A 19,136-nucleotide genomic window follows, 5' to 3' on the forward strand; every position below is an offset into this window, starting at 1 on the left:
GTGATGAATATTAAATAGCGACTAATATTTGTTAACATGAAAAGTAATTTTTATCATGTTGATGGTTTCTATGACAAATGAACAACTTAGGGTTTTAGTAGCTGTGGTCGAGCAGGGGAGCTTTCGCAAAGCGGCGAAATCGATCTACAAGACGCAGGCAGCGGTAAGCGCGGCAATCAAGACGTTGGAAGACGAATTTGGTTTGGAGCTTTTTGATCGCAGTCATTACCGTCCGCAATTAACTACTGCGGGAGAAGCGTTTTACCAGCGAGCCAAGCTGACCATGGATCACTTTCAGCAGCTCAATATTATGGGGCATCAGTTAGCCAGCAGTGTAGAGCCAAGGTTTGGCATTGTGATTAGCGCTAGTTGCCCGTTGCCTTCTTTGTTAAAGAAGTTGAAGCACGTAATAGATAGTTTTCCTTATACCCGTTTCCACATAACCACTGAGGTATTAAATGGTGTGGTTGAGCCTATCAATAGCGGTGAAGCTGATTTAGCTTTCGGCGCTGAATTTGGCTTGAATACGTCACACGAAAAAATACCGGTTGAGCCTGTCGCTTTTATTAATGTCGCCGCTCCCGGTTATTTTAAAACGACCAATCAGCGAGATATCAGTTTGGAGGAGGCGAGAGAATACGACCAGATTGCCCTGCGAGACAGTGCTAAGCGTTCCGATAAAGCTTCGATGTATGTGTCGCCGAGTGGCGAGTCTTGGAGTGTCAGTGATATGGCAACAAAAAAAGATCTGACTTTAGCGGGCCTTGGCTGGGGACGACTCCCCGAGCACTTAATCAGCCAAGAGCTCGCCTCGGGGCTGCTAGAACCTATTAATGTTGAGAGCATACCGAGACGAACCGAGGCCATGATGTATATGTTTCGTAAGCGAGATAGTCAGAAAGGGCCTGTCGCGGAGAGGTTCTGGCACGAGCTTATTCAGGCGTATAAGGCAACGTCTGAATAAGCTCTGGTGGGTGTAACTTTTAGTCCTTAGTCCTTAGTCCTTAGTCCTTAGTCCTCAGTTTTTAGCTTTTAGCTATTAGTTCTTAGCGACGGCTATTAGCTATCAAACATGTGTTGATATTCGCCGTAGCCTTCTTTCTCTAGGTCAGCCAGCGGAATAAAGCGCAGTGAGGCTGAATTGATGCAGTAGCGTAGCCCAGTTGGAGCAGGGCCATCTTTAAATACATGGCCTAAGTGTGAATCTCCAAATCGGCTTCTGACTTCCGTACGCGGAGAGAAAAACTTGTAGTCGGTGTGTTCCGTGATATAACCGTGATGGATAGGCTTAGTAAAACTTGGCCACCCTGTTCCCGACTTAAATTTGTCACGAGAAGAAAATAGCGGCTCTCCTGTAACGATATCGACATAAATTCCGTCTTTTTTGTTATCCCAAAATTCATTTTTAAAGGGACGCTCGGTGCCTTCTTCTTGCGTAACGTAATACTGCTCCTGAGTTAACTTTTGTTTAATCGCATCTTTAGTGGGTTTCACGTAAGACTTCACTTCGTTTAGCGCTTTATGGTCGTCGATAAGCATGCGTAGAGTGACAGGGTGGGTATTTCTATCTGAGCCAAAGATGTCATCTAGGTACTGGTCGCGCCCAGATGAATAGCGGTAATAGGTGTATCTGATTTTGTTACGCTTGTAATAGTCCTGATGGTAGTCTTCTGCAGGCCAAAACTTTTTAAACTCAATAAGCTCTGTTTTGAGTGGTTTTTTGTACACTCCAAGAGTGTTGATATCTTGGATTAACTGCTCAGCGGTTTGTTTTTGTTCTTGGTTGCGGTAAAAAACCGCGGGCCGATATTGTGGGCCTCTATCGACAAACGAGCCTTTATCGTCGGTTGGGTCGATATGACGGAAGAACTGGTCTAAGACTTGCTCATAGGTAGTGACTTGAGGGTCGTAGAACACATCAACCGTTTCTATGTAATGGGTCTTTCCTGAGGCAACTTGTTTGTAGGAAGGGTTATCAATCTTTCCTCCTGAGTAACCGGATACAACTTCAATGACTCCCGGATGCTTCTCTAAGTCCGATTCCGTACACCAAAAACACCCACCAGCCAAGGTCGCAATTTGGTAACCGCTCTTCACTGCCTGCTGTTCGGTAATTGCCGCATAGGCAGGAGAGGCAAAGGCGAGCGCCGTACTCACCACAGTGAGTAATTTTAGATAAATTTTTATGTTCATAGACACCTCATAAAAGACCACGATGTGTAGTTCTCTTGATATAAGAAAGGCGTTCTTGCGGATAAATTTCGCTGGTCGCAATTGCGAACAAAAATCTTGTGCTCAAAACTCGAACAAAATAGCCCACTCAGCGCATCGCTGAGTGGGCTTTGATTACCATTCTTTATTTTCTAAAAATGGTCTGCCTTCTAAAGAAAAAATATCGTCGTCGAGCGGGTGTTCCATTCGGTCTCTGAGTTGTTCTAACTGATTTTCCAGCACGTTAACAGTGCTATAGTTCCCTTCCGAACAGGCGACATAAATCTCTTGTTCCAAGGCTTTCATGCTATCGTGAATTTTCATAGCAAGCCTCCTTGTACCAATCTGGTACTAAAGCAGAAAAGTTTTACTTATTCTCAGATCGATTATAGTTCAGATCAGCAAATTTGATAACAAGGCAGGAGCTTTGGGGAGGATTTTTCGGTCTAAATCGGAGAGGCATTCAGTAGGAAAACCGAGCCCAGAATAAGGCTCGGAAATAAAACTCTACTTTCTGGTTAGTACTGAGAGTTGACCAATACTTCTTCACCCAGTGAGCCGTTGTGTGGCATCGGCTTGTTGGTGGAGTTTAGTGGGCGTAACACGCGAATTGCCTTAGCGCCAGCCGCGCGTGCGTCTAAGATATCGCCGTCAGAATCACCATAGTAAAGTTTGATGTGGTGATCTTTCATGAAGCTTGTTTTTGCGCCATGACCGGTCCCCGCGAAAATGACTTTATTCATCACGTTAGCTGGAATGTTAAAGTCTGTTTCAAGCGTTTTCGTCAGAGTTTCATGACCAGACTGAGGGGAAGGGCGACCCGTGATAAAGTACAGGTGATCGCCGCGTTGCAGGTGAAGTGCGATCAACTCTTTTGCTGATTGTTTAGGAATAGAGAATGCGTCCCAGCCGTTGCTCACCTCATCCCAAAACTTCGGGTTCTTCAGGTATGCATTTGAGTTTGGCGAAAACTTCTGTTTACCATGGAAAAATGCAGGGCTAGAGAACAGTAAAGTGTCGTCAATATCGAAACCAACCGACATGGCCGGTTTTCCTTTTAAGCTTGCAGCAATTTGCTCAACGGATACCCAATGAATTGGCTGACGGTTCGTCATTTGGTTCATCGTCACGCCAGGGTTGAGCTCGGCTGCATGTGCGTTAGCAACAGGAGCTACCATGAAGGCCGCACTGATAGACAACGCAAGGGCACCACTGATTTTTTTTAATTGTTTCATTTTTTGTCCATATGATTATTTTTGGAAATAGTAGCTAGCCAGATCTTTACGTGCCTGACCATTTTTGTTGACTTCAGCAATCCCAATTCCAATTACTTCAGTCTTAATCGGTTTAAACGATGCGCCATAGCTGTTCATAAAACTGTCGAGCTTTATCGAATCACTTTTGGGTAGCAAAGTAATATGTGGCTGGAAGTTGGCAAATACGTTCGGGCTACCGTAACGTTTAAACGATTCAAGCTTGTTTGGATATTGGCTCACCCAACTTGGAAGCTGAGGGTTGGTCGCTCTCAAGGGTTCCATCGCGAGAGTGGCTTGATCGGCTAAACGTTGTAGATCTCGGCTATTTTCTACATCCAGCATCAGCCAATCTCCTTTGGTTCGTTGCAATTCATCCAATGTGAGTGAAAACGAGTGCCAATGGCCTGCGAGTTGTTTAGCCTGTTTTTCAATCGCGGCTAAGGAGCCTTCCGGATACTCGGTGAGATACAGAGTGACATGAGGCAAATACCCTTTTTTGTATAAGGAATCGAGCTGGTGACGAGATAACCGTTCGCTCACATTCTTAACCGTCTGGTCGACGGTTTTTGCCGGAATCAAAAATACGTTATAGGTGATATTACCTGCAAAAGCAGGCAACGAAATACAGCTAGATAACAGTAAACTACCAATGATGCGTTTGCGCATGTTTAATCTCCTTTTTCATTGAACCCAGCTGACCTCAAGTTAAATAAACTCAAGTTGTTCAGGAATATGCATCTTGAAGTGCGAGGTATTGGTTCACAGCAATATCCAAATTCAAGATGGCATTTTAATGACATTGGTCACTGAGAACTGAAATAAACGCGCGAATATTATCAGAGTTATGGCAGGGAAACAGGATCGGTGTAACAAGTTAAGATAATTCTAATACCATAAAAACAGTTATTACTATTTTTGTAGGTTATGCCTGAATTCATCTGCAGTGCTTGATTTCTTCAAGTTAGCGAAATCGTGAGGGGAGCAAAGAGCTCGCCTACATTAGGCAAACGAGCTCTGAGAAGAGAGGGAAGTTGTTACATGCTCGAACTTTTTTTTTCAGCTAAGGAGTGTTGGCCTTGCAGAATATATTTCGCTATTTCCTCATCAGGCACCATGCCGCCGCCTGTCGCCCAGACGATATGTGTGCTGCCGGCCATTTGATCTGCCGTGATATCCATGCGTTTGAGGTATTCATGCTGTTGTTGAATCACACATGGCCCCCACATACCCGCTAAGGCAGAGGGTTCTAACTCAATGCCTTCTTCGTCGGCAAGCGATGCGAGAAGTTGATACATACGTTGGTCACTGATGGTGTAATAGCCATCGACCAGACGTTCGATAGTTTTTCCGACCAAACCAGAAGGGCGGCCAACGGCCAAACCATCTGCGGCAGTGACATTGTCGATGCCTATATCTTGTACCGAGATTTTATCATGTAACCCAGTATGGACACCTAACAGCATGCATGGGGAATGCGTCGGCTCGGCGAAAAAGCAGTGGATGTTGTCTCCAAAGATTAGCTTTAGGCCGAAGGCTATACCACCCGGAGCTCCACCGACGCCACACGGTAGGTAAACAAACAGAGGGTGCTGGCTATCCACTTTTATATCCATTGACATCAGCTGTTGTTCTAGGCGCTCAGCAGCAACCGAGTAGCCGTAAAATAGGCTTTTAGATTGCTCGTCGTCGATAAAAAAGCTGTTTGAGTCGGCATTGGCTTGTTCCCTGCCATGCGCGACGGCAATCGCGTAGTCTGAGTCGTGTTCGACGACCTTAGCGCCAACGGAGCGCAGTTTTGCTTTTTTCCATTCCCTTGCGTCTGCAGACATATGAACGGTAACGGAGAAACCGAGCTTTGCTGAAATAATGCCAATTGACATGCCAAGATTACCCGTTGACCCGACCACAATAGTGTATTGGCTAAATAGCGCTTTAAATGAGGCGTGTTGTAGACAGCTATAATCGTCTTGCTCAGTTAGCTTGCCATGTTGGATCGCAATCTGTTCAGCGATTAACAAAACTTCATATATACCACCTCGAGCCTTAATTGATCCAGAAATAGGCAAGTGACTGTCTTTTTTCAGCAGTAACTTTCCAGATAGGGGCAAGTCTGAAAAGGACTGTAAATACGATTGCATCTTGGGAATCGGCACAAGTTCAGATTCAATCAAACCATTGTTAGCCGCTGTTTCAGGAAAAGCTACAGTGAAGTAGGGAGCAAAACGAGATAAACGTGCCGCTGCATCCGCGACGCCTGTTTTGTTCACTTCTAAATCGGGCCAGTTTTGAGTTGAAGTATGAAGGTTCGCGTTACACCAACAGCTTTCGCGTAAAGCGATCAGGTCGTGGATCAGTGGGTAGCGGAGGCAAAGCGTGTCAATTCGGTTCAATATAGTACTTCCTTATAATCGAGCTGAGAGTTTAGTCAGTTGTAGAGCTCAGCACTATGCGGAAAAATTAGCTTGAATACTGTGATTCACAGCTCAAGGAAATAACCAAGTAGGTGGATAAAGCAGAGGTCATTTAAAATCACGCTATCTCACGCTTATTTATATCGTTTAAAACTTGCCCTTGTCGGTCGCAATCTAACCACTTGGTTGGTTTTGGAATAAAAAAGGGTTTTCTTTTCAGGAAGATGTGGCATAGTAAACGTAGATGAACACGAGGCGTGCATCGTATAATGGCTATTACCTCAGCCTTCCAAGCTGATGATGCGGGTTCGATTCCCGCTGCACGCTCCAGTTCACTACCCTATCAAACCCCTAGCAACAAATTACTTCTGTACTTACAAAAATACAGCTAAGCATTAAGCATATCGGTTTCAGACGAAATTTTCTGATTGCGTATTTTGACATCTCTAATTTAACTTTGTTTATTCGAACACACCATCCACGACCTTATTACTTTATTTCTCACCAATCTCTTCTTACCAACCCCTTTTTACCAATATCTAGTCAATTCGACTTACTTCTATTGGAGTATATAGAAACATTATGAATGTAACTATGAACGCTCGTCTTAAATACAGTGATCATTTTTTGATGATCTTGTCAATCTTAACTATTACTAAACATGAACATGCTGAGTTTAGTTAGACGACAAGGATAGGTTATGAAAAAAACGGTGATAGCATTATGCACGTGCTTTTCGTTGTCCACTTATGCGGCGACGAATGTGAAAGTATATGGGGACGATTCATACCCCCCTTACTCCTATCAGGAGAAAGGAAAAATGACAGGGATCTACACGGTTATCTTAAAGAAAATATTCGCCCAAATGCCAGAGTACAAGGTAACCATTCATGGGGTGCCGTGGAAAAGAGGGCTGGCGGAGATTAAAGAGGGAAAGACTTTTGCCCTTTACCCACCATACAAGCGTGTCGAGGCAAGGCCATATATGCAGTATGACATGCCAATTTTAGATGAGAAATTGGTTGTGGTGTGTCGTGATAAGGTTTTGAGTCAACCTCGACCTAGCTGGCCCGATGATTATATGGGACTGACGATCGGTAACAACTCAGGTTTTTCTGCTGGGGGTGATAAATTTTATGCCGCAGTAAAAGCAGGTCAAATTAAGATCAATGAAACCAAAGGAACGGAACGAAATTTATTAAAACTCATTGCTGGACGAGTCGATTGCTACATGAACGATGCGATCTCGATTCAATGGGAGTTAAAAAAATTACAGGAAACAGGTAAGTACAGCGGGTCCGGTGTTAAAGAGGGGGCAGTGATTAGCTCTGAGCAAGGTTACCTAGGTTTCGTTACCGATGGAAAAAAATTTCCATATAAGGCCGACTTCAAGCAGAAATATTTGCAGATTTTAACCAAGATGAAAGCCAGTGGTGAAATCGATAACGTTATCAAAGAGTTCATGAAATAGTCGCGACTCTTGCAGTACTTCCCATTTTGAAAATAGTGTGCAATACACGGCTTTAAAATGGGGAGTTCTTATTCACTGCTAACATGCTTATTCAATTCTAACTTTCTTATTCAGCTCTAACTTTCCAACTACCTTTATCCAGTTACAAATAGTTTATTCGTACAAACGGTTTACTCGTACAAACAGCTTACTCGGTTCTAAATTTCGCCATATGTTGGGCGATAGTTTGGCTTAGTCTCAACACTTCCTCTGAGTTCGCTGAATTTTGCAGAGCCGTCGCTGATACTTCTTCCGAGGCGTCTGAGGCTTCGACAATCGCCTGACTGATTTCTTCTACCGCAGTTCTTTGTTCTTCGGTGGCATGGGAGATTTGGCCACTTTGCTCTGATAGGGTGCTTATCAAACCTTGAACATCCGTAACTGAACTACGTGAGTCTGCAACTTTGGATGCGGTGCTCTCAAGCATAGTTGCGATCCGTGATATTTCAGACTCAACGGAATTGGTCGCTTGGTTTAGTGCAGATATATTGGTTTGGATCTGCTCGGTTGATTTACTGGTTTTGACTGCCAAGTTACGAACTTCGTCGGCAACCACAGCAAAGCCGCGCCCTTGTTCACCGGCGCGTGCTGCCTCAATTGCTGCGTTTAGCGCGAGTAGGTTGGTTTGTTCGGAGATATCGTTGATCACATTCAAGACCGTGGTGATTTTTTCGCCTTCTTCAACCAGAGTATGCATTTCGGCGTTTACGTGCTCCATCTCTTCACGCATATTCAAAATTTCCTGTGAGGATGCCTCCATCACGGTGTTGACGTTATTGGCTAAGTCAGCGGCGTCGTGGGCTTGTGACGCGTTTTCAGATACGGTGTCAGCAACCATACTGACGGATTGGCTAAGCTCAGTGGCGGCGGCAGCCACTGTCATTAACTGATTTTTTTGATTTTCGAGCTTTTCAGCGTTCCCGCGAGCAGCGTTGCCATTCGCCGTTGCTCTATCATCCAGTGATATCGAAGCCAGTTTCACATCGGTTACAATCAATTTAAGGGCGTCAGTAAACTTGTTGATGCTCGATGTAATAGCGTCAAATTCTCTATATTTCGCTTTCTCGATTTTATTGGATAAGTCACCTTCACCTGAGGAAAGCGCATGAATTCTTTCGGTTAATTGCTTGAGAGGGTTCAGTACTTTCGCGGAAAGTGCAACCACTACAGTGATACAAATGACTAGGTCTAAAATCACTAACTCAATGATATTAATCTTGAGCGAGTGTGACAATTTTTCGTTCATACTGGTGGCATCGAAATAGACATTTATTTCACCGACTTCGTTGTCTTCATCATCTTCGGTGAAAGTAAGGAGTTCGTTGAATACCCTCGTACGGTCAATATCCGAGTTCTCAGTTACAGTCGTGAGCTTCTTACGACCATCAACAATACCATGGTGTAAGAATAAGACATCTTTTCCTTCTGTATCAATAATTTGGATTGCTGATATCCCTGGGCTGTTGAGTTCAGCCGCAATAGATGATTTGGCCGCTTCTAAGTCAAAATCCCAGATTAATGATGGCAGACTCAGGCTCAACCTAAGTGCGGCATTGTTGACACTCAAGTCTAGATCCTGTTCTAGGTTGCTCTTAAAGTTATGATATTTAATGAAAGACGATATGATCAACACCACGGTCACAGATGCGATAACTTGGAGTAGAAAGGCCGCCTTTAAGTTTTTCATTTGTAACTATCCTTGTTGTATACAAATTCCGATCGAGCTCTATATGTGTATAGCAGACAATACTATTTTCGTCATATCTGCATTTGAATGGATACCCTTAAAATTTGTCATATTTTTACGTAGATACAGACTACGAATGGGGTAGAGCGGCGGAGAAATTACCTGAGTTCGAGTGAAGTAAAGTGCGTTCCAGAACCAAGTGGGAGCCTCTCATCGACTAATTTTTCAATGCGTTACGCTAACTATCTAGTCTGGTATCTGGCTAAAATTCATATGTCTCAGAATGATTCACCGTGGTTAGAACTTGTATTTAACCGAGTAAATCATGGCGTTTTGATTACCCGATGTGGCGAATTTGTTATACGCATATCGATACTGCACTCCAAAAGAGACTTTTTTTGTCGCCAACCACCAGATACCAAGTGCACCGTTCATCGTGCCTTTATCTTCCTCGTTCGCAACAGTTAAAAATTCATGTTTGCGTAGAAATTCTGTTTCGTGCCACATCGTCATCTGAAAATTTTGCTCATACGCGCTAAACTTGTAAACGCCCGTAAGGCCAGCGACATAACCATTAAACCCAGTATAACTACTACCAAATCGATTGAGATTTGAGAATAGCGGGCCAGCCCAAGGGTATAAAAACCAACCTTCTCCAGAAAAGCGGTAGGTGAGTCCTCCAACTGTATTGGAGAGGGCAAAGTCTGGCGCATCTTTCGCGTAATGCTGCGCATAAAAGCGCAGTTCTCCTAGTCCTAATTTATAATATAACTTGGGCTTATACGCAGTAGCCCAAGTCTCGGACGATCTATTGATCTTTTGTATTTCATAAAACCCATACAATTCCCCCCAGTCGAAGCTTGCGCCTCCTTCAACTTGAGGGTAAAGGTAGTTGTCTTGAAATGGAGCTCGAACTTGCGTGCCGCTCGACCAATCTAGGTAGTTAATACTGGTATTGGCCCAGCCATACAAATATTCACTGTAGGCTTGGGTAGAAAAAAACAAGGATAAGTACACGGCAGCGAATAGATTTCGTTTCAACATCTTTGGCACATCTGGGTATGACTTGAGTATTTGAAGGTATAGGCTCTGTTTCACATTTATTCAATTAGACTTCGAGGTGGGGCATAGTGTCTGTGTGGATGACGTCCGATAAATGGTGCATTTCTATTGTTTTTAAGCCTTGGCTCTGAGTCACATCCGGCTGTGTTAATTTCCTACAAACCTCACATGAATATGCTTCAAGTTTAGTAGTCTGAAAGCTTCTCTCATGGATAAGGGATTAGAGTATGTTTCGGGTATTCAAGTATGTGGTGACGGCAATGCCGTTTTGGATTTTGTTGGTCGTATCTGGACAAGCGTTTGCACATGGGTGGTCTGAATTTCCGCCTGCAAGACAAGAGTTGTGTTATGAACAAGGTGGTATTTGGAGTGGTACGCCGCCAAATGCCGCCTGTGCGCAAGCCAAAGCAATTTCAGGATCGTATCCGTTTGTGCAGCGGAACGAATATTCAATTAACATTACTGATTACAACGATATGCAAGTCGTAAAAGGAGCCATTCCCAACGGGACCTTGTGTTATGCCAATGATCCACAGAAGAAAGGTATGGGCGCGGCGAGTAGTGCGTGGACCCGCACGGATGTGAGCGCCGGAAAATTCGAGTTTGTGTTCAACGCAACTGCGCCACATAACCCTTCGTTTTGGCAATTTTATCTCACTAAGCCCGGTGTCGATGTATCGCAACCATTAAAATGGGGGGATTTGGAATTGATTCAGGAGATGGGGGATGTGCCCGTTGAAAATGGCAAGTATCGTATGGATGTCACGATACCGGAAAACCGCATTGGCGATGCGACCCTATTTGTCCGGTGGCAAAGAGAAGACTCAGCGGGTGAAGGGTTTTACAACTGTAGCGATATCACTATTGTAAACGGTAATACCCCGGCACCTGACGATCCGGATGATGAAACTCCGGTAGGCCCTTACCTAATGCAAGGTAACCAATTTATTCCTCAAGATATTACACTCGATTCCGTATTGGCTGGTGATACCGTGACTTATAAAGTATTTGGCACCTCAGGCGATGAACATGCCTCACAGCAGTTGGTGATTACTGAAGATAATAAAAATGATTGGGATCGTCTACTTGCCGCACAGATCAATGGTTGGTACGAAGCGAACCATAGTGGGGATGTGTTTCTCGGTCGATGGCACGATGAAATGAAGCACTATATGTACTTTAAAAATGATTTGTATGGAAACTACTTCAACGGCCGAGATGCCGGAATGAAAGGAGAACTTTCGATTCAGGTCGGCAATCAACAACTTGAAGCCGTTATCTCACCTAAGGTGATGAAAGAGTTAACAAACGCCACAGTGGTTAACGGCGATCTGATCGTGTTGTCTCCATCGGACAGTTTTGGCGAGGCCAGTAGTATCCAATGGGTTCAAACCAATGGAACACCCGTTGTAACCTCAATAGGGCCAAACCAAGAGCTGCTTATTGATACCTCTCAGTTGGCTGACGTAGAAAGTAATCTCACATTTAAATTATTAGTGAGTAATGGTGATGAGCAAGACGAAGCAATATATTCGTTTGTTGTTGAGCCTTCTGACGGTGGCGTACCTGTGCCCGAGGAGCCGACTAACAGTAACTGGAGTGCTACTCAAATTTACGAAGCGAATGATGTCGTATTGCACAATGGTAAAACTTGGACGGCGCATTGGTGGACGCAAGGGGAGGAGCCCGGGGCGACTGGTCAATGGGGGGTATGGCGCTAATTGCTAACGATTAGAGAGAATACTTTTCTTTATAACCCCAAAGGTTACGGTTACGCCGTAACCTTTTTTGTTGGTTCACCTGATAATAGTTCACCTATCGGATACTTGGTGACTATTTAGTAACCTATCCGAACGATTCATCAGTAAATCTTCGTGGTTAATCTATGTAATCAATGAATTTATGGTTTTTTAATAGTACACACTAGGTGTTAGTTTGCACACTTCCACTCCTGAGCTCATCTATTTTATCTAATGTCATCACTTTGTTGTATTTTGAGAAGTTTTTGAGCAGAGACTATTGAATAACGAAACCTACCTAGTTACATTAGCCACCCTTTAATCTTCGGTCCATGCATGGACATAGCGACGAGATAATAATAGATAAGGTGAATAGGAAGTATGACTATGGGAAATCGAGTGAACAAAAAACCGTTAGCTAATAAACGAGCCAGATGCCTAGCATTAAGTGTGTTATCACTACTTGCTCCAGTGACTAGCTTTGCTGCGAATGACCTTGGTCATGTTGAGAAAAGCACCACCTTAAAAGTAACGGCATCGGTTCCTGTCAGCTGTAAAGTGTCTAGCTCAGGTGTATTGGATTTCGGTACAGTTCAGCCTGGAACCCCTACTGATGTCGATAAAGATGCCACGATTACTGTCAGTGATTGTTATACATTGAACAGCGAAGAGCCCTTGATGTACGTAAAAACACCAACGGTTACAGGTGGACAAAATGATTTCACCCTAAATGATACTTCTAATGAAAGGAATGCACCTACGTTACATTATGGCCTTTATACAGATAACGCTCATAAGAATCTATTTTCTCCTTACACTGGCACAAATTATAATTCGGGAAACTTCGACTCTATCAAGATTACCAATGGTGGTGGAACGGCAACTATTTATGGACGGCTTCCGGCGAAAGAGAATAATAACTTTACGAAAGTTGCTGGTCGTTCGTTTGAGCAAACGGTGACGGTGCAGGTTGTTCTCTAAGGTGCAGAGTTAAATTTTAAGATAAGAAATTAGATGAGCATTAATGTACGAAAACTGATCCTTTGTTTGCTTGGAATGTCGCTGGTGGCGCTATCTTGTCCATCACCGGCGTTGGAAGTTTCTCCTGTGGCTTTAACTTATAAGGGTAAGAGTCGGCTGGAAACATTGCGCCTGCACAATGAGATGAGTCATCCTGTTACCTTGCAGGTCAGCGCGTATCGGTGGGTGTTGGATAATAACGTTCAAGCATTGAATCCGACACAAGATTTATTTCCGTCACCAACCATTTTTACAATTGAACCACATAAAACGCGCCATCTCAGGGTCGGTTTGTTTGTACAAAACAGTTCTGAAAAAGTGGGTACTTATCGCCTTGATCTGAAAGAGATTCCAACAGATAGCTCTAGATTAGCAAATAAGGACAAGCACCAAGTCCAAATTTTATACGATATATCATTGCCCATATTTGTTTACCCGAGCAAACCAGTAAAAGATAGTTGGCACTGGCTCATATCGAAAGATTCTGGTGCTCTGCAATTTGTGAACACTGGCGGTAGTGTACTTAGCTTACATAAACTGGTTTTTTTCGATGAAAATGGGGCTGAGCACAAGATGCGGCGCGCACGTTATGTATTGCCTGGACAATCAATCCGCTATCCATTAAAGCCGAGCTGGCATATACAAACCATTGAGCAAACAGTGAATAACTTGAAGACGAATATCACCGCCCGAGTATCACTATGAAACCTACATGGTTTAGACAGGTTAAAGAGCCTATTTGCTTTGCAATCAAGTTATTGCTTGTGGTCTTAGGGATAAGCATCACGCTAACTGGGGTCGCTAGAGCTGCTTCACATCGTCTCTCGACTGCGTGTAATCTAAACATGGGCGTGCTCAATTTTGGCAATATCTATCAACCGGCTACGCTTGACCATCAGACATCGTTTCAGATCGTATGTGGCTCTGCTAATTTAGCGAATGGTGTGGTGTCTTACAAGGTCAAAATACCTGTTCAAGGTCTAGGCTCCTTTTCCAGGCGAAAACTAGTGAAGGGGATGACTTTTGCGCTCTATTCTGATGCTAGCCACCGTCACCTCGTGGGTAATGGACGTTGGCGAAGCAAAACTATTGAAGGCGATCTCATTATTCATGACCATCATGGCGAGACACCATGGGTGCCAATATATGCCGTCCTCCATGTCAAGAAGTTGCATGAGTATACAGTCGCGACTAAGAATTTGACGGTTAACTATACGCTACAATATAAGTAACCTTAGGTTTTTCTTTGATTTTTCCCAATACGTCCCTGCCAAAAGTCGCCGAATCGCAGATTTAATGAGAATAATGATGCACGTTCACAGACAAGTGCACTATAGACGAGTGCAATCGGCGTTACTTGCTATTCTCATGCTTGTTTCTCTAGGAGTATCTGCTTCTCCAGACAATGTTCCTGCTATCTGTTTAAGCCAGCATGCTAACGCTTTTTTGCCTTCTGTATCCGTCAACGGGGAAGAATCTCAAGTTTGGCCTGTATGTCAAAAAGGACCAATAGTTTGGTTACCAAAAGAGATTTTTTCTCAGCATAACGTTCTGAATTATTCTGGCTGGCGAGTTATCCAGCGTCAAGGTCAGACTTTCGTCTTAATGGATATTCCATCTAAAGGACTGAGCTGGAATAAGGAAATACAACACTTGGCCTTACATTTAGATAGCAGTCGTTTTTCGGGCAGCGCAACTGATATGCAGCGGACTGATGGCGTGCCTGCCACCCCCACAAAACCATCGTCGGCCAGCGGAGAGTTTGTGAACTATAGTGTGATGACCACGGTGGTTAATCAATCTGGCGGGCACTTTACTTCTGCAACCGGAGAAATGGGAGTATTTCGCAAGGATAAAGGTGTTTTCCTGCAAACTGGTGTGTATACCCCAGAACTTTTAAACGAAGAAGCGTCACAAGTCGTAAGCGACACACAGGCTCCCCAATGGCTCAGGTTAGATAGCACTTGGCGAAAGGATAACTGGCACCATTTGAATACATTGGAGTTGGGCGACAGCACAACCAGCAACGCTCATTGGGGCGGCAGTGTTAACTTTGCTGGTATCAGTTATTACAAAAACTTCTCACTCCAACCTTCACTCGACATTCGCTCTCTGCCAGCAATCACTGGAAATTCAAATTTACCTCAAAACATGCAGCTAGAGGTGAATGGCGTACCCATTGCTAATTATCAAGTGAACCCGGGGTCGTATCAATTTTATAATATTCCAGTATCTAATGGTTCCGGTTTGATTACGGTACAAACAAAAGACAAAGATGGAAAAGTCACCAGTTACAGTGTTCCTTACTTTGTGGATGATGATCTTCTTCGAGCGGGGATGTCTAGTTATTCTTACCAGTTCGGTTGGATACGGCGTAACTATGGCGTAGAAAGCTTTGACTATGGGCAAGCTGTGGCGACTGCGAATTATATGTGCGGGGTTTCTTCGGATTGGACCTATGAGTTGCACACCAGTTTACTCAAACAGCAACAAACTCTCGCCTCAACACAATTTTATCGTCTAGGGAGTCGCGGAATCGTTACCACAGATACCGCTGTAAGCAACGCTTCTTCAGGAGTGGGTGGCCTTATCGGCCTCGGCTACCAATATCGTTTCAGTAGTGTTGATTTATATAGTAATTATCAATTAACGTCCTCCCTATTTACTCAAGTGTCATCGGTTGGCCTTGATAATAGCAACGGCTCTCAAACCAGTGTGGGCGCGACGTTGCCACTGTGGGGTTGGGGGACTTTTGGTGTTAGTGCCCTTTACCAGCGAGAGAATTCTGAAAGTAGCAACTCGTCCCATGTTTATACGTCTACGTTCCAAGCCAGTGTCACTCGGAACCTAAGTTTAACGGGGAGCTACCAAGCGAACTTTGGCGACAGTCACCTGTGGAACCTTGGGTGTAATATTAGTTATCAATTTGGTCAAAACAGCTCTGTGATGACGTCTTATCAGCAAGACCAAGAATCGGACACTCAGCTCATGTCATATTCGAACAACTACCGATTGCCCGGTCGAAAATACTTATCGAGTAACCTATCGGTTTCTCAGAACAGCCTTGATGATCAAAATCAGCTCAACGGTTCCATGTATCTAGGAGGAACATCAACCGGAGATTATAGCGCGCGTTTCTATCAATACGGGACGCAAAATCAAATCACAGCGACGGTGAATGGCGGGTTACTTTGGATGGATAATCATGTCTTTATGACACCTACTCTGAATAGCGGTTTTTCGGTTGCTGATACATCTGGGGTGTCTGGAGTCGGTATTTATCAAAATGGCGCGTACTTAGGTAAATCAGATAAAGATGGCTTATTTGTTGTGCCGAATTTACCCTCCTATATGGCCAGTGAGATAACACTCTCGCCAAATTTACCGCTTGATTTGAAGGCGAGCAAGCAAGAACAAAAGGTGATGCCATCCTATCGATCCGGCGTCATCGCGGATTTTGATATTCAGCATATACACCAGATCCTAGTTCGAGTGACGACTAAAGATGGCGTTCCACTGAAGCTTGGAACTGAGGTGAAAGTAGGGCGAGGCGATAACTTTTACAATAGTGTTATTGGCACCAATGGCTTGCTGTATTTTGCGCATAGTGGCCATCACTTTCACGGGGAAGTGTTATCTGGGAAAGGTAAAGGCGGTGAGTTTACTGTTGATTTCAACCCGACCGAGAACGTCGTTGTCCGTACCTCTGCCGTTTGCTTGTCTCCTACAAGCTAAAGGCTTTCTCTAGATATCCCGGATTAATTGTCAACTTAGTGTCGCTAACTATCGGTTTTATAAATAAGATTTAACTTTCATCAATCAAGATCTCTGTGAGAGGTATTTTCTCCATTTTCAGTGAAAGTGGAGAAAAATTTTCCAATCAATACGGCGTTTGGTTTGTGGTTAGCAAAGTATTTCTCCGTCATTAAACGTATATTATTCACATAATTTAAATGTATTCTGCTTAAGAGCAGAAGATTCAATAAGTGTGAAAATCATGAATAATAACAAGATGTTATTGCCAATACTGTTCTGCTCGGTTTGTTTGATCTGGGGGACAACTTGGTTAGCGATGGAAGTCGCACTGAGCAGCATACCGCCTATCTTTGCGACGGGTATGCGTTTCTTCATCGCGTCACCGATTCTTATTTTGCTATCGAAAGCGTTTAAGCAGCCATTAATGTTCCCTAAAGGTAAGCGTAAGTGGATGTTTATTATAGCAATATTTTACTTTGCGATTCCGTTCACCTTGATGATTGCTGGTGAAGAATATATTTCTTCTGGCCTAGCGTCGGTTATTTTTGCCAACATGCCGATTGCTGTGATGGCGACATCTATGGTCTTCTTAGGACTTCGTTTACAGCCGCACCAGTATGTTGGGATTTTTATTTCCGTATTCAGCCTCTACATGATTTTGTCTAATGAATTAGGAATTAGTGGTGACAACGTATTACTAGGGGCTGGCGCTCTTATTTTGGCCGTGATCATTCATTCGTTAATGTATGTATTTGTGCAAACTAAGTGTAAGGGTATCCAAGTGATTACTTACAATGCGCTGCCATGCTACATTGCTTCTATGTGCCTATTCGCGACGTCGTTTTTTGCTGAGAACGTACATTTCGCAGCCTTTACCACTCACTCTATTCTCGCGGTTGTATACTTAGGAGTGATAGCCAGCGTTGGAGGAATCGTTGCTTACTTCAAATTGGGACAAGTATCAACGCCTTTTACAGCATCGATATGTTTCCTTATTTTCCCACTGATTGCCTTGGGCCTGTCTGACATTGTGACGCACAAAACGATGTCTAGAGAGTCGCTGCTCATGCTCGTACCATTGCTCAGCGGAATTTTAGTGACTAAGCTGCCGTTTGATAAACTGTTGCAAAGGTTCAATTTGCGTTCTAGCAAGCATGAAGGTCAAATTGGCTAACTTTTGTATATTGGCTAATAGCTTTACATAGGCTAATAGCTCTGCATCAGCTAACAGCTTGACAAGCATCCCTACGAACCTGGTGAACTAGCCAGGTTTTTTCGTTTTAGCACAGGCGATCTCGTATTAACGTAAAAATGCGCGAACGAAAACAATTATCTTTATGAAATTGGCTCTTGCTACTTTCGTCTTAGTCCCAGCCGCTACTTTTTATCTTGAAAGGGCGACATTCCTTGGCAAATCCTCCTGACTAGAACACCAACTCTAATTGTTCGAAAGAGAACAAAAAAGAAGCGAAGATAGATCTTAATAACAAAAAGCATACAATGAGTTAGTAAAAGTGTGCTCGAACGCTCATTTGGTTGGTGGCAACGTTTTCTCTTATGCCAAATTATGCAAAATACACCAAGCACGCAAACTGGAGTGCGAATAATAATTACAGGATTTGAGGAGAATAGGGGAAATGAGTGTGAATAAAACGCCATCGTTGCTGGGCGAATGTATTGCCGAATTCATCGGCACTGGCATACTAATATTTTTTGGAGTTGGCTGTGTTGCTGCCCTTGTACTTACAGGCGCTCAACTTAGTCAGTGGGAAGTGAGTGTTGTTTGGGGTTTGGGTGTTGCTATCGCTATTTATTGCACTGCAGGTGTATCAGGAGCGCATCTTAACCCAGCCGTCACCATCTCACTTTCACTTTTCCACGGTTTTGATAAAAAGAAAGTAGCTCCATTCATCGTTGCTCAAGTTGCTGGTGCGTTCTGCTCTGCGGCGCTTGTATATGGTCTGTATAGTAACCTGTTTACCAACTACGAAATTACTCACCACTTTGCGCGCAGCAGCGAAGCGGCATTGGCGACAGCGGGTATCTTCTCAACTTACCCTAACGCAGCCTTAAGCTTTATGGGCGCAATGGCTGTAGAATTTAGTATTACCGCTATTCTGATGTTCGGTATTTTGGCACTGGCTGACGCGAACAATGGCGTAAACCGTGGCGCGATGACTCCGCTACTTATCGGTATATTGATTGCTGTGATCGGTTCTTCACTTGGCCCACTAACTGGATTTGCGATGAACCCTGCACGTGATTTTGGTCCAAAGCTATTTGCTTACCTTGCAGGTTGGGATTACGCCTTATCTGGTGGGAAACAAATTCCATATTTCATCGTACCAATCGTTGCACCAATTTTAGGCGCTTGTTTTGGTGGCTGGGCTTACCCGAACCTTATTGCACCTTACTTGCCAGCTAACTTGAATAAAACGACGGAAGGCTCTGCACAGCAAGAACTAGCAGATTCAAAAGCGTAAG

The 19,136-nt window shown here is 43.8% G+C and carries 15 protein-coding genes, 1 tRNA gene and 1 pseudogene; 10 read left to right on the forward strand and 7 right to left on the reverse strand.

Annotated features, from left to right (window positions below):
- Positions 1–70: 70 nt before the first annotated feature.
- On the forward strand, positions 71–964 hold the full coding sequence (locus L4C34_RS03205; protein WP_428787908.1) for a LysR family transcriptional regulator: 894 nt from the start codon (positions 71–73) through the stop codon (positions 962–964).
- A gap of 95 nt (positions 965–1,059) precedes the next feature.
- Here the strand turns inward: L4C34_RS03205 and msrB are convergent, their stop codons facing one another.
- From msrB to dsdA, 5 genes are all read right to left on the reverse strand, one after another.
- Complete coding sequence (msrB, locus tag L4C34_RS03210; protein WP_428787909.1) at positions 1,060–2,193, reverse strand: peptide-methionine (R)-S-oxide reductase MsrB; 1,134 nt, start codon at positions 2,191–2,193, stop codon at positions 1,060–1,062.
- A gap of 153 nt (positions 2,194–2,346) precedes the next feature.
- Positions 2,347–2,535 (reverse strand): hypothetical protein, encoded by a 189-nt coding sequence (locus L4C34_RS03215; protein ID WP_428787910.1) that lies wholly within the window; start codon positions 2,533–2,535, stop codon positions 2,347–2,349.
- A 194-nt stretch (positions 2,536–2,729) separates the two neighbouring features.
- Positions 2,730–3,446 carry an acid phosphatase AphA gene (gene aphA, locus L4C34_RS03220; RefSeq protein WP_428787911.1) on the reverse strand — a complete coding sequence of 239 codons (717 nt, stop codon included), beginning with the start codon at positions 3,444–3,446 and terminating at the stop codon, positions 2,730–2,732.
- A 15-nt stretch (positions 3,447–3,461) separates the two neighbouring features.
- Positions 3,462–4,133, reverse strand: coding sequence for a 2'-5' RNA ligase family protein (locus tag L4C34_RS03225; RefSeq protein WP_428787912.1), 672 nt, complete (start codon positions 4,131–4,133; stop codon positions 3,462–3,464).
- 368 nt (positions 4,134–4,501) lie between these two features.
- The gene (dsdA, locus tag L4C34_RS03230; RefSeq protein ID WP_428788130.1) at positions 4,502–5,860 is read right to left on the reverse strand and encodes a D-serine ammonia-lyase; all 1,359 of its coding nucleotides are present in this window, start codon (positions 5,858–5,860) and stop codon (positions 4,502–4,504) included.
- 273 nt (positions 5,861–6,133) lie between these two features.
- Between dsdA and L4C34_RS03235 the strand changes: the two genes are divergently transcribed.
- Both L4C34_RS03235 and L4C34_RS03240 read left to right on the forward strand, forming a co-directional pair.
- Positions 6,134–6,208 (forward strand) — tRNA-Gly (locus tag L4C34_RS03235).
- A 370-nt stretch (positions 6,209–6,578) separates the two neighbouring features.
- Complete coding sequence (locus L4C34_RS03240) at positions 6,579–7,349, forward strand: substrate-binding periplasmic protein (RefSeq protein ID WP_428787913.1); 771 nt, start codon at positions 6,579–6,581, stop codon at positions 7,347–7,349.
- A 187-nt stretch (positions 7,350–7,536) separates the two neighbouring features.
- Here L4C34_RS03240 and L4C34_RS03245 read toward each other — a convergent pair whose 3' ends face one another.
- Together L4C34_RS03245 and L4C34_RS03250 are read right to left on the reverse strand one after the other, a co-directional pair.
- Positions 7,537–9,075, reverse strand: a complete 1,539-nt coding sequence (locus L4C34_RS03245) for a methyl-accepting chemotaxis protein (protein WP_428787914.1) — start codon at positions 9,073–9,075, stop codon at positions 7,537–7,539.
- A gap of 297 nt (positions 9,076–9,372) precedes the next feature.
- A complete protein-coding gene (locus tag L4C34_RS03250) occupies positions 9,373–10,119 on the reverse strand; it encodes an outer membrane protein OmpK (RefSeq protein ID WP_428787915.1) in 747 nt (248 codons plus the stop codon).
- 245 nt (positions 10,120–10,364) lie between these two features.
- Between L4C34_RS03250 and L4C34_RS03255 the strand changes: the two genes are divergently transcribed.
- The 7 genes and pseudogenes from L4C34_RS03255 to L4C34_RS03285 form a co-directional block, all read left to right on the forward strand.
- Positions 10,365–11,858 carry a lytic polysaccharide monooxygenase gene (locus L4C34_RS03255; protein ID WP_428787916.1) on the forward strand — a complete coding sequence of 498 codons (1,494 nt, stop codon included), beginning with the start codon at positions 10,365–10,367 and terminating at the stop codon, positions 11,856–11,858.
- 405 nt (positions 11,859–12,263) lie between these two features.
- Complete coding sequence (locus L4C34_RS03260) at positions 12,264–12,857, forward strand: spore coat protein U domain-containing protein (protein WP_428787917.1); 594 nt, start codon at positions 12,264–12,266, stop codon at positions 12,855–12,857.
- 33 nt (positions 12,858–12,890) lie between these two features.
- A complete protein-coding gene (locus L4C34_RS03265; RefSeq protein WP_428787918.1) occupies positions 12,891–13,601 on the forward strand; it encodes a fimbrial biogenesis chaperone in 711 nt (236 codons plus the stop codon).
- A complete protein-coding gene (locus L4C34_RS03270; protein ID WP_428787919.1) occupies positions 13,598–14,128 on the forward strand; it encodes a spore coat protein U domain-containing protein in 531 nt (176 codons plus the stop codon). Before L4C34_RS03265 ends, L4C34_RS03270 begins: the two co-directional genes overlap by 4 nt.
- A gap of 73 nt (positions 14,129–14,201) precedes the next feature.
- Positions 14,202–16,631 (forward strand): fimbria/pilus outer membrane usher protein, encoded by a 2,430-nt coding sequence (locus tag L4C34_RS03275; RefSeq protein WP_428787920.1) that lies wholly within the window; start codon positions 14,202–14,204, stop codon positions 16,629–16,631.
- Between the two features lie 262 nt (positions 16,632–16,893).
- Entirely contained in the window at positions 16,894–17,826 is a 933-nt protein-coding gene (locus tag L4C34_RS03280; RefSeq protein WP_428787921.1) for a DMT family transporter, read from the forward strand.
- 463 nt (positions 17,827–18,289) lie between these two features.
- Positions 18,290–19,072: pseudogene (locus L4C34_RS03285) on the forward strand (MIP/aquaporin family protein); the annotation flags it as partial.
- Positions 19,073–19,136: the final 64 nt, after the last annotated feature.

Source organism: Vibrio profundum, assembly GCF_050337555.1.
Classification (GTDB): domain Bacteria; phylum Pseudomonadota; class Gammaproteobacteria; order Enterobacterales; family Vibrionaceae; genus Vibrio; species Vibrio profundum.